Source organism: Vibrio renipiscarius, assembly GCF_000827885.1.
GTDB classification, from domain to species: domain Bacteria; phylum Pseudomonadota; class Gammaproteobacteria; order Enterobacterales; family Vibrionaceae; genus Vibrio; species Vibrio renipiscarius.
Genome location: NZ_JTKH01000023.1, coordinates 1 through 23,846, shown reverse-complemented (window position 1 = coordinate 23,846; position 23,846 = coordinate 1). Strand labels below are relative to the sequence as shown.

Below are 23,846 nucleotides of genomic sequence, written 5' to 3'. Positions count from 1 at the left end.
TTATCTCTGCGCTAGTCGAAGAGATAACAACGTACAAAGTGGTTGTCTGATAATTCGGTAACAGGTGGCAGTGCCTCCTGACATTTCGGTGTTGTGTGTAAGCATCGTCCTGCAAACGGGCATCCCACACTGTCTGGCGTCCAAAGTGGAATTTCACCGTGATTGCCTTTGAGCTTTTCATGAATCGATTTGCTTGGATCGGGCACTGCTGACACCAACAATTGGGTGTAAGGGTGCTGAGGGGCGTGAATGATCTCATCCACATCACCCCATTCCACCATGTGACCGACATACATCACCGCTAAGTCTTCTGCGATATATCGAGCCGTGGCAATATCGTGAGTGATGTAAAGCAGCGCCATTTGACGCTCACGTTTCATCTCTTCCATCAGATTAAGCACACCAGCACGGATAGACACATCGAGCATGGATGTGGGCTCATCGGCAAGAACAACCTCAGCGCCGACCGCAATGTTACGAGCTAAGTTGACACGTTGACGTTGCCCGCCAGAAAGCTGGTGAGGGAACTTAGCGGCGGTGGCTTCTGGTGGAATCAGGCCGACTTGCTCAAGTAGGTGATATACGGTTTGCTCAAGCTCTTTTTTATTCCCTGCGGGCACTTTGTTGTGGATCAACAACGGGCGAGCGAGATGGTGAAAAATCGTATGAGTAGGATTGAGCGAACCAAACGGGTCTTGCCATACCATTTGTACACCTTGACGGTATTTAGTCAGGTCATCACGCTTGGTAATGGTTTCAATGTCACGGCCAAAATATTCAATGTGCCCCCCGGTTGGGGGATACATCTTGGCGATCATTTTGGCGGTGGTGGATTTACCAGAGCCGGATTCACCCACAACAGCCAAACCGCGGCCCTTGTACATTTTGAAAGAGACGTCGTTAATCGCTCGCATCGTTGATTTTTTTATTGAATTACTGCTCACCGCAAAATCTTTGATCAGATTTTTACCTTCGATGATCGGTGTTCCGATAGGCTTACTCATAGTGCCTCCTAAATACGGCTTCGGACGTCATTTATTGACCAATTTTGGTAAACAGATGGCAGTTTGAGAAACGTTCAGGCTCAATCTGACTTAATTGTGTTGGCGTCGTAAAGCACGCTGGCTGGGTTTTGTTACAGCGTGTTTGGAAGCGACAACCTCGCGGTATTTCGAGTAAATTTAATGGATTACCCTTAATTCCGGTTAACTTCGTCTTTGGCCCAGTGAGCGGTGGAAATGAACTGCCTAACCCTTCGGTGTACGGGTGGAACGGGGCTTCGAGGATTTGTTTTGATGGTGCAATTTCAATGAGCTCACCGGAATACATGATGCCGATTCGGTCTGAGAACTCGACCATCAACGACAAGTCATGTGTGATAAACAGTATGGAAAAGCCAAACTCTTCTTTTAAGGCATAAATTTTTTGTAGAATTTCACGTTGAACCACGACATCCAGGGCGGTCGTTGGCTCATCCATGATGATCATTTTAGGATCGAGTGCCAGAGCAATCGCGATCACTAAACGTTGACGCATGCCACCAGAGAACTGATGTGGGTAATCCCGTAGACGGTTAGGATGAATATCCACCAGTTCCAATAAACTTTCAGCGCGGCGAATGGCTTGTTTGCGGTCCATCTTAGTGTGACGCATGATCACATCACAAAATTGCTCTTCCACGGTCAGAACCGGGTTTAACGCATTCATTGCACTTTGAAATACCATCGACATTTCACGCCAGCGAAAGGTAGACATCTCGGCGTCTGTTTTTTTCAAAATGTCGCCGTGACCATCAAAAATCACTTCACCACCGGTAATATAGGCTGGCGGCTTATGCAGGCGCATTAGCGAGAAAGCGACCGTTGACTTGCCGCAACCCGATTCACCAGCAAGACCGAAAACCTCACCTTTACCTATGTCAAAACTGACATTGTTGACCGCACGCACATCACCCGCTGCGGTAATGTAATCGACACACAGATTACGAATAGAGATTTGTGGATTCGCCATTATTTCGCTCCACTTTCAGTAACAGGATGAGGCATTTCAGTGTCAGTCATGTCAGCAATGGTTATTGGACGAGGGCTGTGGTCTTCTTTGTGAGCACGTAATTGAGGGTTAGCGATTTCATCAACCGCAAAGTTAAGCAGTGACAATCCAATCGCGATAAAGGTTAACGCGGTACATGGGGCTAGAATCTCCCACCAAGCGCCGACCAGCATTGATGAAGATGTTTGCACGTTATAAAGCATGACTCCCCAACTAATCGCGTTAGGATCGCCAAGACCTAAGAATGACAAACTCGCCTCGGTCATAATGGCCAGCAATACACAGCCGATAAAACTCGCCCCAACAATCGACATTAGGTTGGGTAAAATTTCAACCGCAATAATACGCCATGAAGATTCGCCTAATACTTCAGCGGCGCGAATAAACTCTTTTTCCCGCAAAGATAAAGTTTGGGCACGCACGACGCGAGCCCCCCAAGCCCAGGAGGTGATCGCAATGACGACCGCAATCGTGAGTGGCCCTGCTTGGCCAATAAAAGCGGCAATAATGAACAGCAGTGGCAGTTGCGGAATAACCAGCATGATATTCATTGCGGCTGTCAGGAGCTCATCAACTTTCCCGCCAAAGTACCCCGCAGAAATACCAATAGAGGTCGCGAGAAAACAAACCATTACACCAGCACCAAGACCGACAGCTATGGAGGTGCGCGCACCGTAGATCAACTGTGACCATACATCGCGGCCCATACGAGTCGTGCCAAGAATATGGTCAGCATCTTGGGACATTAAGAGGGTACGTTTGTTCGTTGCAAGGTGAGTTGCAATCCAGCCATCAGGGTTATTTTGCGCGGCTTTAACGACAAATGCAGGATATTCATGGGGATTGCCAGTTCCACGATCGGGTGCATGTTGGGTGATAAGTGGTGCAAAGATGGCGGCTAAACCAAAAACCACTAGGATACATAAACCGGCTAACGATTTTGGGTTACGCACCAGTAACTGAATGAGACCCTTCATATTATTTATCTCCCTTACGAATGCGGGGATCGAGCACCACAATGAATAAATCAGCCACAAAGTTAAAAAACAGCATAAAGAGTGTCATTAACAGTAATTGCCCTTGTAAAACCTGATAGTCACGGGCGTGGATGGCATTGAGTAGTACGGTGCCAAGCCCAGGATAGTTAAAGATCATTTCGACAATCAATTGACCACTGATTGCAGTGCCTAAAGCCATAGAAAGCGCGGTCACACTAGGTAGCATGGCGTTACGAGCAGCATAGTTAAAAATAACCCGATTCTCGCTAAGGCCTTTCGCTTTCGCCATCACGATAAAGTCTTCATTAAGGAGATTGATCATGTTGTTACGCATGCTAATTAAGAAGCCACCAATTTGGCTGACAGTGGCACACAATAATGGCAAGGCGGCGTGGTACATTACATCTTTATAAAATGCCCAACTTGACCAGTCTGGGGTCGTGCCTGAGGTATAAGCATTGCCTGTTGGGAACCATTCTAAACCGATGGCAAAGGTGAACATCACCAACATCGCAATGACGACGGCGGGAATGGATTGCACGACCAGCATCGTGGGTGAGATTAAACTGTCGTAATGACTTCCGCGACGCCAAGCCGCAAAAATCCCCATTACTGAGCCAATACAAAACGATAGAATGATCGCCGTACCTGTTAAGAAAAGCGACCAGCCAATAGCACTGCCTAATAATTCGTTGACAGATAAAGGATAGAACTTTATTGATATCCCCCATTGACCGGTGAATATATTCGCGATGTAAGAGAAATACTGCTCATATAAAGGTCCGTCAACAAAGCCAAGTAACTTTTTCATGGCTTCAATACGTTCTGGACTCACGTGAGCTGTCGCATTAGCAAACATCATAGTGACGGGATCGCCCGGCATTGCGCGTGGTAAAATAAAATTTAGCGTTGCAGCAAATAAGAGTGCAACTAAATAAAAAGATAATCGCCGAAAAAAGAATCCCATATTATTCATTCCTAATAAATATATATGAACGATAAATGATCACCGCAACTCTAAATTGTGCTGCGGTGATTTTTATTATGCTTTTGGTTTGAGATCTAATACGTGCAGCAAACGCTCAGGTACACCAGCCCAAGAAAGAGGGCGTCCTTTCGGATTGTCGGCACTCCACCAACCGGTATAACGGGTTTCATTAAACTGGTAGACATCGACCCCTGACATGACAGGAATCGTAATTTGATTTTCGGCAATAATTTTTTGGATTTTATGGGCAATATCTTTTTGCTCATCTTGATTGGCTGTTTTGTAGAAGCTATCAAGGAAGTTGTCCAAGTCATTATTTTTAAAGAAGTGCATTGCGAAGCGTGGCATGCTCGCACCTTGTTGATAGCGCGAATGATAAGCACTATTCCAATAACGGAATGGGTCAGCACCATTAAAGTAGTTGGTGTAGGCCATATCATAATTGCCACTCGTCATTGCTTTGTTATAAACCGCAAAATCAGAGGTTTTGGCTTTTGCATTTATACCTGCGGTTTGCAGTTGCTCAACACCCAATTGAACGGTGTTATTGAAATCTGTCCAGCCTGTTGGGGACTGAATCGCGATCTCAATTTTTTTACCCGTTGGGGTTTCAATATAACCATCGCCGTCAATGTCTTTAAAACCGGCTTTATCTAATAAAGCTTTTGCGCCATCAAGATTGAAGGTGTTGAAGCCTTTGTATTGATTATAAATTTCTCTGTCAGCCCAGAACTCTAAGCCCTTACCTAAGCCAGAAGCATAATCATTGACAATACCGTTACCGTAAAACGCCACATCGATGATCTTTTGGCGATCAATCACCATAGAAAGTGCGCGACGGAAATCAATATTATTGATTGCTTCGTTATTACCTTCGTGTGGTGATTTGAAGTTCATCATAAAAGCTTGCGTACTGGCCGCTGGATACCAGTATTTATGATTTGGGTTGCGATCTGCATAAATCATATCAACGTCAGGAATAAAAGCACTGGTCCAGTCGAGCTCTGATCGAATGATTTTGTTGAGTAACTGATCGTTATTGGCAATTTGTGGAACTCGTAAACAATCAACTTCAAGGTTGTCGTTATCCCAGTAATTTGGGTTACGACATTGGACATACAATTGAGGAGTAAAAGTATCGATCTCTGTAAATGGACCTGAGCCCACCGGGTTTTCGTTTGTAAATAATTCAGGATTTTTAATCTCTTTCCAAATGTGTTTTGGAACAATCGGTATGGTTGAGATTTCATAAGGAAGGTTGGAGTTCGCCTCCGTCAACTCAAAAATAACGTTATTGCCATCTTGGCGAACACTTTTGACCCAACGGTCCATGCTTTTAGGGTCAAGCTCTGGTTTATCGTGAATGAGCTGAAATGAATACACGACATCTTCTGCCGTAAAAGGCTTGCCATCAGACCATTTTACGCCCTCTCTAATTTCAAATGTCACCTGCATTAGATCATCAGACATATAGAAATTTTTAGCTAAACGCATGACGGGTTTATTACCGTGCATTTGATTGAAAATCACTAGAGGCTCATAAACAAAGTCGGTAGTTGTACGTAAGTTCGTTGCCAAGTATGGGTTAAAGTTACGTATCATTGTCGGATAGAAATCAGCGACGATGGTGAGCTGATTTTTTTGTTCAGCAAACGCTGTAGGGGCACTAATCGCTGCCATTATCACTAGTGCTAATCGGTGGACTTTATTTATTCTCATGATGATTCCTTATTATGAGTATCGACGTTTAATGCTGGATTAATAATGAATTATTAATTACTTATTTTATTGTTAAATTGATGGTTGTCTCAAAAGTTATATTGGTTTTAATTATTTCATGAACTAGATGTTGATCTTGTTTTTGTGTTTAAAATTAGAGTAAGCGTGATGTCTAATTTGTTCTTGGCGCAATTAATCACACCTGAAAATTAATTCAAGTGTGGTTAATTTAGTTTTATTTTAAGCTTGTCTAATCGTGGTTAGCTAGTAAGTACCTCGGAGGTGATAAAGCGTTAAGCTGCTTTTTATCGTGTCAATGTCACACTTGCCAATATATTTTAGACGCTGCTTTCTTCCGCTAATATCACTCGGTAATAAGGTGAAACTGCTATCGCTAAAGCGACCATCGCATTCAAGTTGTGGTTCGAGAAACAACACTGGATAATCACAATCTAACTCTAGCCAAATAGCGTCGTTGTCTTGAATTATTTCGCTGGTGATATTCGCCGCTTGTAAACGAGCATATTTAAACAGGCACGGATAGTAGTCATTTTCTAGAGTGCTGCCATCTTCGGCGGTTAAATGGACATGGTAGAACACCTGTTGGGATTCTTCCGTTGTCAGTGGCTGGTCTATTTGCCATAAAATATCACTACTGTCCGCCGCTAAAGTGGCATCAATTGACCATGCGTCGAGTTGTTTTCCTTGCCAATTTAGCTTGATGACATGTCCTGTAACCGGCATGGGTTGATGATGGTCATTGACGACATGTAGGCATAATGGCTGTTGTGGTTCCTGAATAAATGTCGCCATCACAGGGGCGAAGAAACGTTTCGCATGGTGATGTAATTGCTTCCAGCGACCAGTATATTCTATGCTTGACCAAGAACTTACCGGCCAACAATCATTGAGTTGCCAGTAAAGAATCCCGCGACAATGTTGCTTGTGGGCGCGCCAATATTCAGTAGCCGTTTTAATCGCTAATGCTTGCTGTACTTGGCTTAAGTAAAGCATATTGGCAAAGCTCGTTGGAAAACGGAAATAACGGGTAAACATTTCAGTGATAATACTATTACCACGATTATTTTTTTGGTGTTGCTCAAAAGTGGGAGAGGTAATATTCCAATCTTCAGTTTCACAGAAAGTTTTGATCGTTGGCAATGACGGCCATGATTGATAACCGAACTCAGAGCAAAAACGAGGTTTTACGCTGTGGTACGCATCAAAGGATTTACCAGAGTGCCAGACATCCCAAAAGTGCATATCACCCCGGTTATCATCATGCCATGCGTCGCCAAAATCGAGTTCACCGTTACAGGGTGAACTGGCCCAAAAGCGGCGGCTTGGATCTTGTTCATTCACCACTTGTTGTAGCATCCGGTTAAGACGGTCGTAGTTCACCACGTATTTTTCACGATTATTTTTGGACTCGTCATACCAACCAATCGCCCCAATGACTTCGTTATCGCCACACCACAACGCCAGCGATGGGTGGTCGGCAAGGCGCTTCACTTGATCACGAACTTCAAGCTCAACATCTTTTAAAAACTCAGCCGTTGATGGGTAGAGCGCGCAGGCAAACATCAAATCTTGCCAAACTAATAACCCTAGCTCATCGCATAAGTCGTAAAAAACATCATGCTCATACATGCCACCACCCCAAACTCGAATCATGTTCATGTTGGCAGCGGCTGCATCTTCAAGAAGTTGACGATAACGCTCAGGTGTTTGGCGGCTCGGCAATGCATCGAGTGGGATCCAGTTTGCGCCTTTGGCCGTTATCGCTTTGCCGTTGACAACAAAAGTCATTGCGCTGCCAATCTCATCAGGCTGGGTATCTAACTGCAGTTCACGTAAGCCTAATCGTTTTTCAATGGTGTGGTTATTAAGGGTGACCGTTAAGGAATACAGCGGTTGTTCACCATATCCAGCAGGCCACCATCGTTGCGGGTTGATCACCGTAATGGTTTTGCTAACGCTATGTTTACCAATGCTTTCTGGGGTGATGTTGATAGCGTATCGCTGTTGATTAAACTCAATTTCAAGCGTGCTCTCGCACTGTTCGAGCATTGTTTCATAATCAATGTTCACGGTGACCTCACAATCACCATTATTTAACCAGTTTTGTTGTGTGGATAGATTGTGTAATCGAGTGGCATACACTTCCTTCAAAATGATGGATTGGTATACCCCAGTTGATAACAAGCAAATTCCCCAATCCCAACCAGAATGACATTGGGTTTTACGTAATGTATTCATGTGTGGGATTTGATTGTTACCTACCGCCCAAGGTACAGGAAAAGGAAGGCGTTCAGCGCGGCGTTTGGCTTCTTCATCATTGCGGTCTAGTGCAATACTGATGTGGTTAATACCTGGCTTAAGGAAGGGAAGAATATCAACGTGATAGAGACGGAACATATTACTGCATGTCACGACTTGCTTACCGTTGATGCAAATGGTGGCCATAGTATCAACAAACGACAGGCATAAATCGATCGCACTCGCATCAAGTTGGTGCTGCTCTAATGTGAATTCGCGAGTAAGTAACCATTCACTTTCACCCACCCACTGAATAAGCTGTTCATTACAGCCAAAGTAGGGTTGTGGCAGCAAATTTGCTGCGATGAGCGCGGAATGAACATCACCCGGTAATGCGCAGGGCACGTTAATATGCGCATGTTGAGGTGATGATAATTGCCAGTAGCCGTCTAAGGAAAGGTGCGACACGTAATACTCCTTACTGTGTGATAATGCAACACGTTGAATGAGCAGTGTATGACGATGTAAAGTACATGAGCAGTGGATTAATAATGCAATTGCTGGATTTTTGTATTTGTTTGGTGGTTTTGCGACCAGGCTGTATTTTATTCACTTTAGAGAGCGCGTCATGCGATTGCGTCATATTCTCGGCCCAAAGGAGTCCAGATTTACGTTAAGGATCACCAGAGCCAATCATTGCATGACTAATGCGGCAAATATGTTTTTAGCTCGTGGAGCTACATGGTATAAAGTGAACCCCCATTTATTTCAAATAGCTTTTTTCTGTGCATTACACAATCGAACAATACGATAAAAACGGCTTTCTTAATGCACCAAAGTGGCTTTGGCTTGGCTGGATGCTATTAGCAAAAGCCTGGGTGGTTTTTGTGGTCGCAGGTGCGAGCCGAGAGAGCGGCAGTACCATATTAAGTTACGTCTACCCTGACCATGATATGCTCTATTTAGGACTGATCATGGGCATTCCAAGTATCGCTTTAATGTGGTTAGTGAGTTTACGCACCCCAGAGCGTCGATGGGCTTGCGTATTTGTCTCTTGGGGTAAGCCTATCAGCTTAATAACGGCCGCAAGCCAATTAATGCAAAGTGTGTATCATGTCTATTTACAAGCGGGCGCGTTCAGCTGGGCAAACGGCTTAATCATGTTGCTGCTCTTGTGGTTTTGTATTTACATTTTCAAAAGTAAAACCGTAAGAGATTGTTTTAAGATCCCCGCAGGCGAAGGGGAATAGCGAACGAATGATCCCAATCAACGACGTGACCTCAATTATTATTACACTGAGAACAAATAAGATAATCAGGAGCTTATAATGCTACAGTCTCAAACGGCCATTCTTCCAGAGGCCGAACCATTTGCGCAATACGTTCAGCTGAAAGTACACCAAAATGCGGAGCGAGTTTTAACAGAACTACAAGCATTGCCAGCATTAATCAAAGAGCTTAATCAGCAGCAAGCGAATGCGAATCTTTCGGTTTCTATCGCATTTACCCATGGTTTTTGGGGGCAGCTTAACCAAGCGATGCCGGCTGAATTAATTGAGTTTCCATCATTGGGTGAAGGCGATATTGTTGCGCCAACCAGTGATGTCGATGTGCTTGTGCATTTGCATTCTTCACGCCCTGATTTGCATTTTTACGTGGTAAGAAAACTATTATCGGCGATTGCTGACGACGTAACAGTTATCGATGAAACGGCGGGTTTCCGCTATCTTGATGCCCGCGATATGACCATGTTCATCGACGGCACGGAAAACCCGAAAGAAGGGATGCGTCACGAAGTCGCGATTATCCCACAAGGCGAGTTTGAGGGTGGCAGCTATGTCATGGTTCAACGCTTTATCCATAACTTGCCTGCTTGGAATCGTTTGAGTGTTCAAGCACAAGAAAAAGTGATTGGTCGTACTAAGCCAGATTCGATCGAATTAGACGATGTACCGGCCGCATCACATGTTGGCCGCGTTGATATCAAAGAAGATGGAAAAGGCCTGAAAATTGTACGCCATAGCCTGCCATACGGCAGCGCAAGTGGTGAACATGGCCTACTATTCATTGCTTACTGCAACACGCTACACAATTTCAAAACCATGTTAGAAAGCATGTACGGTGTAACGGATGGTAAAACTGACCAGATGCTTCGCTTTACTCATGCGGTAACCGGTGCGTACTTCTTCGCGCCAAGCCAAGAAATGCTGCAACGTCTAGCGATTAAGCCTGAGTAGTCACACTCAGTCTAAACAGAATCAGTTGAAATCGTCAGCACGCATCAGCCTGGCGTGATGTATTGAAAACCGAGCGTCGTTGCTCGGTTTTTTTATGCCTGCGATGCCTCAAATAACAAAAAAATTAAAGATTCCTCAGGCTCGCCGATAAAAAGACAATACCGATAAAAGGCGATGCATGTTATGACGATTACGGTTAATACCAATGTCTCAGCAATGACCGCGCAGCGTCATTTAGGCCACGCCACTCACTTGTTGAACCAGTCTTTAGAGAGGCTTTCCTCGGGAAGTCGTATCAATAGTGCTAAAGATGACGCGGCAGGGTTGCAGATATCCAATCGACTTGAAGCCCAAATGAGTGGCCTCGATGTGGCGATGCGTAATGCCAATGATGGTATTTCGATTATGCAAACGGCAGAAGGCGCGATGAGCGAGTCGAGCAGTATTTTGCAGCGGATGCGCGATCTTTCACTGCAATCGTCTAACGGTGCCAATAGTGATTCTGACCGACAAGCCTTGCAAGAAGAAATGACCGCGTTGAATGATGAGTTAAATCGCATTGCGGAAACCACGGCGTTCGGTGGCCGAAAATTACTGAATGGTACGTTTAAAGAGGCGGCGTTTCAGATCGGAGCCAGTTCTGGTGAAGCGGTACAGGTGTCGTTGAATAATATGCGTACCGATACTCTCGCAATGGGAGGCTTTCGCTATCTCGCAGGGGCTCAAGCGGATGCATCGTGGCAAGTCGGTGCGGAGAATCGTCAATTCAATCTTTCTTTTACTGATGCGAAAGGGCAACAAGCGTACATTCATATAGAAGCTCGAATCGGGGATGATATCGAAGAATTGGCCACCTATATCAATGGTCAAACCGATAAAGTCTCCGCTTCCGTTAATGAAGACGGTCGATTACAGATCTATATGGCGGGCAAGGAAACCTCAGGCTCGATTGTTTTCTCTGGCAGTCTCGCCAATCACTTGCAAATGAATTTAACGGGATATGAGTCGGTTGATAGCTTGGATATTACCCAAGTTGGCGGTGCGCAGCGCGCCGTCTCAGTCATTGATACTGCTCTAGAGTTTGTTGACCGCCACCGCGCTGAACTCGGAGCGATGCAAAATCGCTTTGATCATTCGATCAATAATCTTGGTCATGTTCGCGAGAACCTTTCAGCCTCGAACAGCCGAATTAAAGATACGGATTATGCCAAAGAAACCACGCAAATGGTCAAACAACAAATTTTGCAGCAAGTGAGTACTTCCATTCTTGCTCAGGCCAAACAACAACCCAATCTAGCGTTGACACTATTGGCGTAAGGCTCTGCCGATGAGCGTGCGTATATAGGCAAAATCAAAAAGTTCGTGTTATCGACCATCGCGAGTAAAGCTTGAGTAAAAAAATCAATTTTTTATGGGTTTTATCCGCTTTATCACACTTAGTGAGCGAAAGAGATTTTTTTCAAAAAAAACGTAAATAATTTCTAAAGGTTTTCAAAACCAAGCCGTTAATAAAAGTAACTTTGAGAGAACTACTTGGTTTTCCGAGACGTCGGAAGCCGGAAACATCGGAAAATCAATTGGAGAATACACCATGGCAGTGAATGTAAATACTAACGTTTCAGCAATGACAGCTCAGCGCTACCTTAACCAAGCGACAAGCGCACAACAAACGTCAATGGAACGTCTATCATCGGGTTCTAAAATCAACAGCGCAAAAGATGACGCTGCGGGTCTACAAATTTCAAACCGTTTGAATGTACAAAGTCGCGGTCTAGATGTTGCTGTACGTAACGCGAACGATGGTATCTCTATCGCTCAAACCGCTGAAGGCGCGATGAACGAAACGACGAACATCCTGCAACGTATGCGTGACCTATCGCTACAATCTTCAAATGGTTCTAACTCTGATTCAGATCGTGTTGCAATCCAAGAAGAGGTGACCTCACTAAACGATGAGTTGAACCGTATTGCAGAGACAACCTCTTTCGGTGGCAATAAGCTTTTAAACGGCACGTTTACTTCTAAATCAATGCAAATTGGTTCTGACAGCGGTGAAGCCGTTAAGTTAACGCTAAACAACATGCGCAGCGACGACGCTAGCATGGGTGGCACTGTGTTTAAAGAAACACCACCAGAAGGTGGCGCGCCAAGAGCCAGCGACTGGAGCGTAGTAGGTACGGACAAAGCATTAACCATTACTGCTGGAACGGGTGATGATGCACCGGCTATTACTATTATCGCTAAAGAAGGCGACAACATTGAAGAGTTAGCGACTTACATCAACGGCCAAACCGATATGGTAAAAGCTTCTGTTGACGAAGATGGTCGCTTACAGATGTTCACAGATGGTAAAGAAGGTGCGATTACTTTCACTGGTACATTAGCTACTGAGTTAGGTATGGCTGCGGGTGTTGCTCAAACGGTTAACGACATTGATGTAACAACCGTGGGCGGTGCGCAAAACTCAGTGGCAGTGATTGATGCTGCGCTTAAGAGTGTTGATAGCCACCGTGCAGAATTGGGTGCATTCCAAAACCGTTTCGACCATGCGATCAACAACCTTGATAACATCAACGAAAACGTAAACGCATCTAAGAGCCGTATCAAAGATACAGACTTCGCGAAAGAAACAACGGCAATGACTAAGTCGCAAATTCTTTCTCAAGCATCAAGCTCTATTCTTGCTCAAGCGAAACAAGCGCCAAACGCGGCACTAAGCCTACTAGGCTAATTGTTCGAGTAAATAAAAATCCAGCTTAGGCTGGATTTTTTTGGTTCTAAGGCATGCAATCCGATGGATGCCTTGGTGCTTATGATCTACTCATGGAGAGTTCCCCCGATATTCAATGGAACAAGGAGGGGAAAAGGAGATTGTTATGGAGATGCCACCCTACGTAACGAACATTCAGTCCTACAGTTCAACAAATGGCACTAAAATTGCTTCTGAATATGGACAATCGCAAGGGCTGCCTTCTTTGTCAGAGAAGGTCGTTGCATCAGAGTTAAATCAGTTAGCCTCACGCCAGGTTGAACAAACCATGGAAGCGGTGCAAGTCACGCAGCAACTTTCAGAACAAGAGCGTGAGAAAGTGGTGGAGCAAATGAATGAATTTATTGCCACCGTGAATACCGGTTTATCGTTTCGGGTTGATGAAGAATCCGGACGTGATGTTGTTACCATCTATGAAGAGAGCACTGGGGATATTATTCGCCAGATCCCTGATGAAGAGATGTTAGAAGTCTTGCGACGCCTGAGAGAACAAACCGCTCGTTATTCTTCAGGGTTGTTGATTGACAAGGTGTAATCGTATTTTTGAGGTGAGTTAAATGAGTTTTGGCCCGGTAGGGATGAATTCTGGCATGGATATCAATGCCATGGTCGGTAAAATTGTGGATGCAGAGCGTGCCCCCAAGCAGCAGCGTATCTACAATGAACAGATCAAAATTGAATCCAGTGTTAGTGCCTACGGTCGGCTTAGAGAGTCGCTGGATACGATGAAAAACTTAATGGCAAGTTTTCGTCATGAGAATGCGTTTTCGGCAAGAAAAGTGGATACGTCGGATGACGCGGTTGTCTCTGCGACAGCGACAACAAAGGCGATCGCAGGTCGTTACTCTGTCGATGTGTTACAATTGGCACAGAGCCATAAAGTAGCATCGGATGTCTTTGATCGTAATGAAAAATTTGATGAAGGCAAGCTACGCATCGCGATGGGTAAGCGTTCGTTTGAGGTTGATGTAAAACAAAACTCGACGCTGTCGGATGTGGTGCGAGGCATTAATAGTAGCTCAGACAACCCCGGGGTTCGCTCTTCGATCATCAATGATGTGAATGGACCGCGATTGATTGTCGCTTCTGACCACTCTGGTCAGGAAAATGGCGTGAGCATGAGTGTAGAAACGACCGCGCCGAATAATGCCCTTAAGCGTCTTGAATACAAAACATTGGAACAACGAGTCTCTGATCTTGAAAAAGCTCGCGCAACCGCGCAGGAATTACTGAGCCCGTTGACACCGCAAGAGCAGTTGGTCGCGGATAGAATTGCGCAGCGCAATATCGACGCGGCCAAGATTGTTGACAAAGAAATTGCCGATGCCACTAAACAAGCGGCAAGCATTGTCGATCCGAATGCCGTAAAAGATGTCACCCCGACCAATCCCATTTCTGAAAAAGCGCTTGCTGCTGCCGCAAAGGCGGGTCAAACCGCCAACCAGTACATCAAACCAGAAGACCGAATTCCAGGCTGGACAGAGACCGCATCAGGCACGTTACTGGACTCTTATTGGGAGCCAGAACCAGAACTGGATGACAAAGCGCGGGAAAAATCCGCGGAGGTTCCGGGTTGGAATAACACCGCTTCGGGCACATTGACGGATTCATATGTTACGCCAAAAGAAGCGCAAGCGGCATTGGATCAAAAATTAGCGGCAGAGCAAGCCGTGATTGCCGCGGCGCATCAAGATGAAATGGATCATATCGATGCGGCTTTAGCCGGCGGCGACATGGACGATGCACAAGCCAAACACGCTAAAATGGCCCTGTTAGCGCCTGAGCAAAGAGATTATTTGCAGCGTATCGAGCAAGCCCAAAACGATTTAAAAATGGCGCAAACCTCTTTTGATACCTATCGAGGTATGAGCCAAGTACAAGCAGCGCAAGATTCTAAAGTGTTGTTGGATGGCGTGGCACAATTATCCAGTAATAACAACGTGATTGAAGACGCGATTGACGGTGTCGACTTAACGTTAAAAGGCCGTACTCAGCCTGGTAAAGAAGCATCAGAAATTGACATCGAATATGATCGCCAAGGTGTGCGCGAAGATATTGAACAATTTGTTTCGGCGTACAATCAGTTTTATCAGCTATCGAAAGAGTTGGCGGCGCACGATCCGGTGACAGGCCAAGCGGGGCCTCTCGCGGGGGATAGCATCATGCGCAGTGCAGACAACAAGCTAAGAGCGGTGTTTTCACAATCCGTTGAGCCTGCCCCTCAAGATTTAAAATCACTGACCGAATTTGGTATTACCACTACACGCCAAGGGGCGCTTGAAATTAACTATGAAATGCTCGATCGCCAGATCAACCTTAACTTTAATAAATTAGAAGATTTCTTTGGTGGTAATAAAGGGTTTGCCAAAAAAGTAGAAGATGCCATTCATGGTGTTACTGGCAGTCAAGGTTCGCTGCGTACCCGAGAGCAAAGCTTAGTGGAACGCAATTATCGCCTGCAAGATGATCAAGTGAAATTGGATCGTCGCATGGAAGGCTTAGAAGATCGCACGCACGCAAAATTCAGCGCGATGCAAGACTCAACCAGCAATATGCAGGCTCAACTCGCGGGGATGATGAGTGCACTTAGCCGATAATTTCTATGATCAACTCGTACAGCTAAGTGATCTAGATCGCACAATCACGAATGAGCTTTCATTTGATAATATTAACACTGAAGAAATCACGCAACTGGTCGATAACAGAAAGCAGTTGTTATTGAGTCTCTTCAGGGCCATTGAGGGATCCCCCCAACTGGCACAAACAGAGCAGTGGCAAGTTGCCATAAAACAGACGCAAGGTGTCGTGGCCTTGATGCAAAATAAAACCACGGCGATAGGTCAAACCCTATATAAATATCGACACGGCAATAAGTCCGTTCAACAATATAAAAAGTTTTTGTAAAAGAGGAAAGTTATGCGCGGTTCATTACAGGCTTATAAGAAGGTATCGGTAGACAGCCAACTCACCGCGGCCTCGCCGCATAAAATCGTGCAGATGTTGATGGCTGGCGCTATTGAGCGCTTGATCCAAGGTAAAGCAGCCATGCAGCAGGGTAATATACCAGTAAAGGGTGAACGTTTGGGCAAGGCGCTCGACATTATCATCAGTTTACGCAGCTGTTTATCAATGGATGACGGTGGTGATATCGCCCAGAACCTAGATCAACTTTACGAATTTATGATCACTCAAATTACCGCGGCAAATCATAAGAATGATCCGCAACCGATTGATGATGTGATCGACATTATTCGCGAAATAAAATCGGCGTGGGATCAAATCCCAGCGGAGTATCACAACCTGACCGCGAAAGATGTGGGTCTGTGATCATTTCATTAAAAAGGTTAAAATAATTAGGCATTTAAATAAAATAGCTTTGGCTGCATATCACACGGCCTAATTGCTTGGTTGCCTTATTTTTTTTATCAAATAAAATAGAAGCCACTCACTAGCCTAGTGGCTTTTTTTGTTGCTGAAATTTGTACATTGACAACAGTTAATCACAACTCGAACTCATCGACGCAATATTCATAGATTTAGCAGCTCCAAGTATTTAATGAAGGCGATCATTCTCACCTATGCAAGGCTTAGCAAAATTACTTGTTATTGAAGACGACGCTCAGGCGCGAACCAATTTAGAATCTATCTTAGGTTTTGTTGGTGAGCCTTGCGAAGTCATTCATGCTGCACAAATAGACGCTTTAGATTTTTCAGGCGTTTGGTCTGGTTGTATTGTGGGATCGATCCTGCACCCTGACCAAGCGGTGAAACTGAGCAAATACCTATCACGTGCGAACCATATACCGCTTCTTATCGCCAATAAGCAGTTTCCTTTCGCTGAAGACATGACCAACTATGTTGGCGATCTTGCTTACCCACTGAATTACCCTCAATTGAGTGAAGCTTTACGTCACTGTAAAGATTTCTTAGGTCGTAAAGGGGTGAATGTTCCTTCTTCTACGCGTAAAAATACGCTATTTCGCAGCCTTGTTGGACAAAGTCTAGGCATCAAAGACGTTCGTCATTTGATTGATCAAGTCTCTTCAACAGAAGCCAATGTCCTTATCTTAGGGGAATCGGGTACGGGTAAAGAAGTCGTGGCGCGTAATATTCACTATCATTCATCTCGTCGCGGTGGCCCTTTTGTTCCGATCAATTGTGGAGCGATTCCACCAGATCTATTAGAGAGTGAACTCTTTGGCCATGAAAAAGGCGCGTTTACTGGAGCGATCACCGCCCGTAAAGGTCGTTTTGAGTTGGCTGAAGGCGGCACTCTGTTTTTAGACGAAATTGGTGATATGCCAATGCCAATGCAGGTGAAGTTGTTACGTGTATTGCAAGAACGTTGCTTTGAACGTGTTGGGGGTAATAATACGATTCGTGCGGATGTTCGTGTCGTAGCGGCCACCCATCGCAATCTTGATTCAATGATTAGCGATGAGTCTTTCCGTGAAGATTTGTACTATCGCCTCAATGTCTTCCCAATTGAAATGCCGGCGTTACGTGATCGCAAAGAAGACATCCCGCTCTTACTGCAAGAACTGATGACTCGTATGCAAGCGGAAGGCGCGCAACCGATCTGCTTTACACCACGCGCAATCAACTCACTTATGGAGCATGATTGGCCTGGTAACGTACGCGAACTTGCCAACTTAGTGGAACGCATGATTATCCTGTATCCGAACAGCTTGGTCGATGTGAATCATCTGCCGACGAAATACCGTTACAGTGATATCCCTGAGTTCCAACCAGAATACCATTCAGCGGCGTCGATCGAAGAGCAAGAGCGTGATGTATTACACAACATCTTCTCCGAGGATTTCAGTCTGGATGAATTGGACGTCTTCGCGAACAGTGAGCATGCTCCACAAGATTTGCCGCCAGAAGGGCTAAATCTGAAAGAGATGTTGGCAGAACTCGAAGTGAACATGATCAACCAAGCGCTTGATGCGCAAGGTGGCGTGGTTGCTCGCGCGGCAGACATGCTGGGCATGCGTCGTACAACGCTGGTGGAAAAAATGCGTAAGTACAGCTTACAGCGTTAATCTGCGGTGCGAATTCCTTAATGTCAAAATAATGACTAAAGGTTAAGTTGTTGATAATATTAATTAATGGCCTGGCGTGTATTTTGCATGTTAGGCCATTGTAGTATTTGAGGCAAAAAAACGGCAGACAGCGAAAAGCAGATGGATAACTACTTAGGATCTCTAGAAGAACAAGTTGAGCGTTACAAACAAGTGCTGGATGTGATGCCAGCAGGGGTGATATTGCTCGACACCCAAGGCGTGGTGCGTGAAGTCAATCCAGAAGCGGAGCGGTTATTGGAAGTACCGCTCGTAGGCCACAAGTGGTTTGAAGTCATCCAATGGGCATTTGCGCCACGTGAAGATGATGGTCATGAGATTTCGTTGCGTAATGGACGAAAAGTGCGTTTAGCGATCTCAGCCTCCGCGACTGGGCAACTTATCTTGATCACCGACTTAACGGAAACGCGTTTATTGCAATCGCGCGTGAGTGATTTGCAGCGCTTGTCTTCTTTAGGGCGGATGGTCGCTTCATTAGCTCATCAGGTTCGCACGCCACTTTCAAGCGCCATGTTGTACGCCTCAAACCTTGCGACGCCCAACTTACCGCCTGCCACCAAAGAGCGCTTTCAAAGTAAGTTAGTCGATCGCCTGCAAGATTTAGAAAAGCAGGTGAATGACATGCTGTTGTTTGCAAAGGGGGGCGACAATAAAGTCGTTAAGATTTTTACCATCGCAGATTTAGTCGCTGAATTTTCCCCAATGGTGGAAAGCGCCCTCAAAAATAATGCGATTGATTACGGCTTAGAGGTGGAAGAAGCCTCGACGCGCTTAATGGGTAACGCGAATGCGATTGCCTCGGCGCTCAGTAACTTAGTGATGAATGCGATACAAATGGCCGGCAAGGAATCGCAAATCGATGTGTTTTTTCGTCCGGTCAATAACGAATTAAAAATTTCGGTTCAAGACAGTGGACCGGGTGTACCTCAAGCACTACAGCAAAAAATCATGGAGCCATTTTTCACGACGCGCTCTCAAGGCACTGGCCTTGGCTTGGCCGTAGTACAAATGGTGAGTCGCGCGCATGATGGCCGGCTTGAACTCATATCAGAGGAAGGGGATGGGGCGTGTTTTACGATGTGTTTACCGTTAGAAAATGCCCAACAACCTGACCAATCAGTCACGACTGGAGAATAACATGGCTCAAAGCAAGGTACTTATTGTCGAAGATGATGAAGGTCTACGCGAAGCGTTAGTGGACACCTTAGCGCTTGCTGGCTACGAATGGCTAGAAGCAGACAGTGCTGAAGATGCGCTGGTGAAACTAAAATCGAACGCTGTCGACATTGTTGTTTCAGACGTGCAAATGGCTGGGATGGGTGGTCTTGCCCTACTGCGCAATATCAAACAGCATTGGCCTAATTTACCCGTACTGCTGATGACAGCGTATGCCAATATCGAAGACGCGGTTTCGGCGATGAAAGACGGCGCGATCGATTACATGGCTAAGCCGTTTGCGCCAGAAGTACTTTTGAATATGGTCAGTCGTTACGCGCCCGTGAAATCGGACGATAACGGCGATGCGATCGTCGCTGATGAAAAAAGTTTAAAACTGTTGGCTTTAGCCGACAAAGTGGCACGAACAGACGCCAACGTCATGATCTTGGGGCCGAGTGGTTCAGGTAAAGAAGTGATGTCTCGCTACATTCACAACGCCTCTAACCGTAAAGCGGGCCCTTTTGTGGCGATTAACTGTGCCGCCATTCCTGACAACATGCTGGAAGCGACGCTGTTTGGCTACGAAAAAGGGGCGTTTACCGGTGCGGTACAAGCGTGTCCAGGTAAGTTTGAGCAAGCACAAGGTGGCACCATTTTACTTGATGAAATCAGTGAGATGGATCTGAGCTTACAAGTGAAGTTATTGCGCGTATTGCAAGAGCGCGAAGTGGAGCGTTTGGGCAGCCGAAAAAGCATCAAATTAGATGTACGTGTCTTGGCGACCAGTAACCGCGATCTCAAGCAATACGTATTGGAAGGCCACTTTCGTGAAGACTTGTATTACCGCCTAAATGTTTTCCCAATAACTTGGCCAGCACTGTGTGAACGCAAAGGCGATATTGAGCCGCTTGCTCGTCACTTGGTTGAGCGCAACTGCCAAAAGCTGGGGATGCCAGTCCCGAGTTTAAGCGATGAAGCGTTGAGTAAACTGCTGTGCTACCCATGGCCTGGTAATGTACGCGAACTCGATAACGTCGTACAACGCGCCCTGATTCTAAGTGAAAACGGTGATATTGGCGGAGAGCACATTTTACTTGAAGGGCTCGATTGGCAAGACGCGACAAGTCTGCAGCAAGTTGTCGAAAATTGTACGATTTCAGCGCCGACGATCAAGCCGGTAGCCGAAGTTGAATTCGATAGAGTTTCTCCGGCAAATACGGGGCTTGGAAATGAACTAAGGGATCAAGAATACGCCATTATTATTGAAACTTTAGTTGAGTGCTCGGGCCGCAGAAAAGAAATGGCGGATAAGCTTGGGATCAGCCCACGCACTTTACGTTACAAGCTCGCAAAAATGCGCGATGCAGGGATTGATATTCCAAACTAACGTGCTATTTTCGTAGAATTAATGGCGCGTGGCATATTCTTTGCTGCGTCAGTAATGTAACGCAGTCACTTGTCAAAAAAATGACAGTAGAGGTAGTAATGAGAATTGATGGATTTAATAGTGAAATGCAGGCCATGATGTTGGACGCTGCTAGCGCTAAACCCGTCGCAACAGGTCACACTGTTGGAGCAGATTTTAAAGATCTGTTGACTAATGCCATCAATAATGTCAATAGCCTGTCTAAGACCTCTGGCGACTTACAAACTCGATTTGATAGTGGCGATAATAACGTCTCTCTTTCTGATGTGATGATCGCAAGAAATAAATCGAGTGTCGCTTTTGAAGCCACGATTCAAGTACGCAATAAACTTGTTGAAGCGTATAAAGAATTGATGAATATGCCAGTGTAGGTTAGGTAGTCTCTGTGTCTAATTCAAACCAATCAACAGATTTGGCTCTTTCTGAGTCGTCACACAATGGCCTCATTGGTCATGGTGGAATCGATGGCGGAAGCCAAAATCCCGATCTTGATGAAAAAAGTAGCTCAAAATTTGATTTAGCCGTTGGCGATCTTGATTTAATGCGCCAAGTGGTGCTTGTGCTGTCGATTTCTATCTGTGTCGCCTTAATCGTAATGTTGTTTTTCTGGGTGAAAGAACCAGAAATGCGCCCTCTTGGTGCCTATGAAACAGAAGAACTGATCCCAGTACTGGATTATTTGGATGCGCAAAAACAAGATTATTCGTTAGATGGCAATACCATCATGGTGCCGGTCAACGAATACAGTGGACTCAAACTTAACCTTGCTCGTGCTGGCCTAAATCAGGCCACGGAAGAAGGTGACGATATCTTGCTGCAAGATATGGGGTTTGGTGTTTCCCAACGCTTAGAGTTAGAGCGTCTCAAACTCAGTCGTGAGCGTCAGTTATCTCAAGCAATAGAAGAAATGAAACAAGTGCGTAAAGCGCGTGTTCTTCTTGCGCTACCCAAGCAAAGTGTATTTGTCCGCCACAATCAAGAGGCCTCTGCATCGGTATTTTTAACGCTGAAAAGTGGTAATAATCTCAAGCAGGAAGAAGTGGATTCTATCGTTGATATGGTCTCTAGTGCGGTGCCAGGAATGACGCCCAATCGCATTACGGTGACAGATCAACATGGCCGCTTATTAAGTTCAGGTTCGCAAGATGAAGCCTCAATGGCGCGTCGTAAAGAGCATGAACTTGAGCGTAAACAAGAATCGGCATTACGTGAGAAAATTGACTCGGTATTGATCCCGATTCTTGGCTTTGGTAACTACACGGCGCAAGTTGATATTGAACTGGATTTCAGCGCGGTCGAGCAGACCCGCAAAAGTTTTGATCCGAATACTCAATCGACCCGCAGTGAATATACGCTGGAAGATTATAACAACGGCAACGTGGTCGCCGGTGTTCCGGGGGCGCTCAGCAATCAACCCCCGTCAGATGCATCGATTCCTCAAGACGTCGCGCAAATGAAAAATGGCAGCATTCTGGGCCAAGGTTCAGTGCATAAAGAAGCGACACGTAACTTTGAGTTGGATACGACGATCAGCCACGAACGTCGCCAAACGGGTGTCGTTAATCGTCAAACCGTCGCGGTTGCCATTAAAAATCGACCAGTGGTAAACCCGACAACAGGGGAAACCACTTATCAACCGCTTGCGGAGTCTGAGTTAAATGCTATCCGCCAATTGCTGATTGGTGCTGTGGGCTTTAGCCAAAATCGCGGCGATTTATTGAATGTCCTCAGCATGCAGTTTGCGCTGCCGGAAGTGGAAAGTGTGGTTGAATCCCCGATTTGGGAACATCCAAACTTTAACGATTGGGTTCGTTGGTTCGCCAGTGTGTTGGTGGTTGCGATTGTCGTGATTGTGTTGGTTCGTCCAGCGATGAAGAAATTACTTAATCCTGCTGCGGACAATGATGAGCAACTTTATGGCCCTGATGGTATGCCAATCGGCGCGGATGGTGAAACGAGCCTAATTGGCGGTGATCTTGATGGCGGTGAATTGTTCGAGTTTGGTTCAAGCATCGACTTACCAAACTTGCATAAAGATGAAGACGTATTAAAAGCGGTGCGAGCTCTGGTGGCAAATGAACCAGAATTAGCGGCGCAAGTAGTGAAGAACTGGATGAAAGATGGCCAATGAAATCATAGCTCAGGATCAAAGCACAGAGATCGTTGAATCAAGCATCGACATCTCTTCGATTCCTGGTGACGAGCGAGCAGCAATCTTGTTGCTCAGTCTTAACGAAGAAGATGCGGCGGGTATTATCCGCCATCTCGAGCCCAAGCAAGTTCAACGAGTCGGCAGTGCCATGGCTCGCGCGGCCGATTTAAGCCAAGACAAAGTGGGCGCTGTGCACCGTGCTTTTTTGGAAGACATTCAAAAATACACCAACATTGGCATGGGCAGTGAAGACTTCATGCGTAATACCTTGGTTGCTGCGTTAGGCCAAGATAAAGCGAATAACTTGGTGGACCAAATCTTATTGGGTACCGGCTCAAAGGGTCTCGATTCATTAAAGTGGATGGACCCTCGCCAAGTTGCAAGCATCATCATTAACGAACACCCACAGATCCAAACCATTGTTCTTTCTTACCTCGATCCGGATCAGTCAGCTGAAATTTTGTCGCAGTTTGCCGAGCGTGATCGCCTTGATTTGATGATGCGAATTGCCAACCTTGAAGAAGTTCAACCATCGGCGCTGGCTGAATTGAACGAGATCATGGAGAAGCAGTTTGCCGGTCAAGCGGGCGCACAAGCAGCCAAAATTGGCGGCTTAAAAGCGGCGGCGGAGATCATGAACTATATGGACAACAACGTCGAAGGTGTCTTGATGGAGCAAATTCGCGATCAAGACGAAGACATGGCAACGCAAATTCAAGATCTTATGTTTGTGTTTGAAAACCTTATCGAAGTTGATGACCAAGGCATTCAAAAACTGTTGCGTGATGTACCTCAAGATGTATTGCAACGAGCGCTTAAAGGGGCGGATGACGGCCTACGAGATAAGATCTTTAAGAACATGTCGAAGCGTGCCGGTGAAATGATGCGCGATGATTTGGACGCAATGCCTCCAATTAAAGTCTCTGATGTAGAAGCGTCACAAAAAGAAGTGTTGGCGATTGCTCGTCGTATGGCGGACGCGGGTGAGCTGATGCTCTCTGGCGGC

At 45.7% G+C, this 23,846-nt stretch carries 20 protein-coding genes; 14 read left to right on the top strand and 6 right to left on the bottom strand.

What is annotated here, in order from left to right:
• Positions 1-11: 11 nt before the first annotated feature.
• The 6 genes from OJ16_RS12485 to OJ16_RS12460 all read right to left on the bottom strand — a co-directional run bounded on the left by OJ16_RS12485 (position 12) and on the right by OJ16_RS12460 (position 8,481).
• Positions 12-1,004, bottom strand: coding sequence for an ABC transporter ATP-binding protein (locus tag OJ16_RS12485; protein ID WP_040991156.1), 993 nt, complete (start codon positions 1,002-1,004; stop codon positions 12-14).
• A 31-nt stretch (positions 1,005-1,035) separates the two neighbouring features.
• Positions 1,036-2,010, bottom strand: a complete 975-nt coding sequence (locus OJ16_RS12480) for an ABC transporter ATP-binding protein (RefSeq protein ID WP_040991154.1) — start codon at positions 2,008-2,010, stop codon at positions 1,036-1,038.
• The gene (locus OJ16_RS12475; protein ID WP_082030235.1) at positions 2,010-3,026 is read right to left on the bottom strand and encodes an ABC transporter permease; all 1,017 of its coding nucleotides are present in this window, start codon (positions 3,024-3,026) and stop codon (positions 2,010-2,012) included. Before OJ16_RS12475 ends, OJ16_RS12480 begins: the two co-directional genes overlap by 1 nt.
• Before the next feature lies 1 nt (position 3,027).
• On the bottom strand, positions 3,028-4,014 hold the full coding sequence (locus tag OJ16_RS12470) for an ABC transporter permease (protein ID WP_040991152.1): 987 nt from the start codon (positions 4,012-4,014) through the stop codon (positions 3,028-3,030).
• A gap of 75 nt (positions 4,015-4,089) precedes the next feature.
• Entirely contained in the window at positions 4,090-5,754 is a 1,665-nt protein-coding gene (locus OJ16_RS12465; RefSeq protein ID WP_040991151.1) for an ABC transporter substrate-binding protein, read from the bottom strand.
• A 264-nt stretch (positions 5,755-6,018) separates the two neighbouring features.
• Positions 6,019-8,481 (bottom strand): beta-mannosidase, encoded by a 2,463-nt coding sequence (locus tag OJ16_RS12460; RefSeq protein WP_040991149.1) that lies wholly within the window; start codon positions 8,479-8,481, stop codon positions 6,019-6,021.
• Positions 8,482-8,798: 317 nt separating this feature from the next.
• Here OJ16_RS12460 and OJ16_RS12455 point away from each other — a divergent pair, with 317 nt between their 5' ends.
• The 14 genes from OJ16_RS12455 to fliG form a co-directional block, all read left to right on the top strand.
• Complete coding sequence (locus OJ16_RS12455; RefSeq protein WP_040991147.1) at positions 8,799-9,263, top strand: DUF2919 domain-containing protein; 465 nt, start codon at positions 8,799-8,801, stop codon at positions 9,261-9,263.
• A gap of 78 nt (positions 9,264-9,341) precedes the next feature.
• A complete protein-coding gene (locus OJ16_RS12450) occupies positions 9,342-10,250 on the top strand; it encodes a Dyp-type peroxidase (protein ID WP_040991145.1) in 909 nt (302 codons plus the stop codon).
• A gap of 183 nt (positions 10,251-10,433) precedes the next feature.
• Positions 10,434-11,567, top strand: coding sequence for a flagellin (locus OJ16_RS12445; RefSeq protein WP_040991143.1), 1,134 nt, complete (start codon positions 10,434-10,436; stop codon positions 11,565-11,567).
• Between the two features lie 274 nt (positions 11,568-11,841).
• Positions 11,842-12,981: a flagellin gene (locus OJ16_RS12440; protein ID WP_040991141.1), complete on the top strand. Its 1,140-nt coding sequence runs from the start codon at positions 11,842-11,844 to the stop codon at positions 12,979-12,981.
• A gap of 145 nt (positions 12,982-13,126) precedes the next feature.
• A complete protein-coding gene (gene flaG / locus OJ16_RS12435) occupies positions 13,127-13,555 on the top strand; it encodes a flagellar protein FlaG (protein WP_040991139.1) in 429 nt (142 codons plus the stop codon).
• Positions 13,556-13,577: 22 nt separating this feature from the next.
• Positions 13,578-15,617, top strand: a complete 2,040-nt coding sequence (gene fliD / locus OJ16_RS12430; protein ID WP_040991137.1) for a flagellar filament capping protein FliD — start codon at positions 13,578-13,580, stop codon at positions 15,615-15,617.
• Complete coding sequence (locus OJ16_RS12425) at positions 15,601-15,924, top strand: flagellar protein FliT (RefSeq protein WP_040991135.1); 324 nt, start codon at positions 15,601-15,603, stop codon at positions 15,922-15,924. Before fliD ends, OJ16_RS12425 begins: the two co-directional genes overlap by 17 nt.
• A 12-nt stretch (positions 15,925-15,936) precedes the next feature.
• Positions 15,937-16,347, top strand: coding sequence for a flagellar export chaperone FliS (gene fliS, locus OJ16_RS12420; RefSeq protein WP_040991133.1), 411 nt, complete (start codon positions 15,937-15,939; stop codon positions 16,345-16,347).
• A 251-nt stretch (positions 16,348-16,598) separates the two neighbouring features.
• Positions 16,599-18,065: a sigma-54 dependent transcriptional regulator gene (locus OJ16_RS12415; protein WP_040991130.1), complete on the top strand. Its 1,467-nt coding sequence runs from the start codon at positions 16,599-16,601 to the stop codon at positions 18,063-18,065.
• 141 nt (positions 18,066-18,206) lie between these two features.
• Entirely contained in the window at positions 18,207-19,241 is a 1,035-nt protein-coding gene (locus tag OJ16_RS12410) for a sensor histidine kinase (protein WP_040991128.1), read from the top strand.
• A gap of 1 nt (position 19,242) precedes the next feature.
• Complete coding sequence (locus tag OJ16_RS12405; RefSeq protein ID WP_040991126.1) at positions 19,243-20,649, top strand: sigma-54-dependent transcriptional regulator; 1,407 nt, start codon at positions 19,243-19,245, stop codon at positions 20,647-20,649.
• 98 nt (positions 20,650-20,747) lie between these two features.
• Positions 20,748-21,059 carry a flagellar hook-basal body complex protein FliE gene (gene fliE / locus OJ16_RS12400; protein WP_040991124.1) on the top strand — a complete coding sequence of 104 codons (312 nt, stop codon included), beginning with the start codon at positions 20,748-20,750 and terminating at the stop codon, positions 21,057-21,059.
• A 14-nt stretch (positions 21,060-21,073) separates the two neighbouring features.
• A complete protein-coding gene (gene fliF, locus OJ16_RS12395) occupies positions 21,074-22,819 on the top strand; it encodes a flagellar basal-body MS-ring/collar protein FliF (protein ID WP_040991122.1) in 1,746 nt (581 codons plus the stop codon).
• A partial coding sequence (gene fliG / locus OJ16_RS12390; protein ID WP_040991120.1) for a flagellar motor switch protein FliG occupies positions 22,809-23,846 on the top strand: 1,038 nt, incomplete at its 3' end. The genes fliF and fliG, both read left to right, overlap by 11 nt.

Excerpts from the sequence above, each read along its gene's own strand:
- OJ16_RS12485 (WP_040991156.1), bottom strand. The coding sequence starts at position 1,004 with ATGAGTAAGCCTATCGGAACACCGATCATCGAAGGTAAAAATCTGATC.
- OJ16_RS12480 (WP_040991154.1), bottom strand. The coding sequence starts at position 2,010 with ATGGCGAATCCACAAATCTCTATTCGTAATCTGTGTGTCGATTACATT.
- OJ16_RS12475 (WP_082030235.1), bottom strand. The coding sequence starts at position 3,026 with ATGAAGGGTCTCATTCAGTTACTGGTGCGTAACCCAAAATCGTTAGCC.
- OJ16_RS12470 (WP_040991152.1), bottom strand. The coding sequence starts at position 4,014 with ATGGGATTCTTTTTTCGGCGATTATCTTTTTATTTAGTTGCACTCTTA.
- OJ16_RS12465 (WP_040991151.1), bottom strand. The coding sequence starts at position 5,754 with ATGAGAATAAATAAAGTCCACCGATTAGCACTAGTGATAATGGCAGCG.
- OJ16_RS12450 (WP_040991145.1), top strand. The coding sequence starts at position 9,342 with ATGCTACAGTCTCAAACGGCCATTCTTCCAGAGGCCGAACCATTTGCG.
- OJ16_RS12445 (WP_040991143.1), top strand. The coding sequence starts at position 10,434 with ATGACGATTACGGTTAATACCAATGTCTCAGCAATGACCGCGCAGCGT.
- OJ16_RS12440 (WP_040991141.1), top strand. The coding sequence starts at position 11,842 with ATGGCAGTGAATGTAAATACTAACGTTTCAGCAATGACAGCTCAGCGC.
- flaG (WP_040991139.1), top strand. The coding sequence starts at position 13,127 with ATGGAGATGCCACCCTACGTAACGAACATTCAGTCCTACAGTTCAACA.
- fliD (WP_040991137.1), top strand. The coding sequence starts at position 13,578 with ATGAGTTTTGGCCCGGTAGGGATGAATTCTGGCATGGATATCAATGCC.
- fliS (WP_040991133.1), top strand. The coding sequence starts at position 15,937 with ATGCGCGGTTCATTACAGGCTTATAAGAAGGTATCGGTAGACAGCCAA.
- OJ16_RS12415 (WP_040991130.1), top strand. The coding sequence starts at position 16,599 with ATGCAAGGCTTAGCAAAATTACTTGTTATTGAAGACGACGCTCAGGCG.
- OJ16_RS12410 (WP_040991128.1), top strand. The coding sequence starts at position 18,207 with ATGGATAACTACTTAGGATCTCTAGAAGAACAAGTTGAGCGTTACAAA.
- OJ16_RS12405 (WP_040991126.1), top strand. The coding sequence starts at position 19,243 with ATGGCTCAAAGCAAGGTACTTATTGTCGAAGATGATGAAGGTCTACGC.
- fliE (WP_040991124.1), top strand. The coding sequence starts at position 20,748 with ATGAGAATTGATGGATTTAATAGTGAAATGCAGGCCATGATGTTGGAC.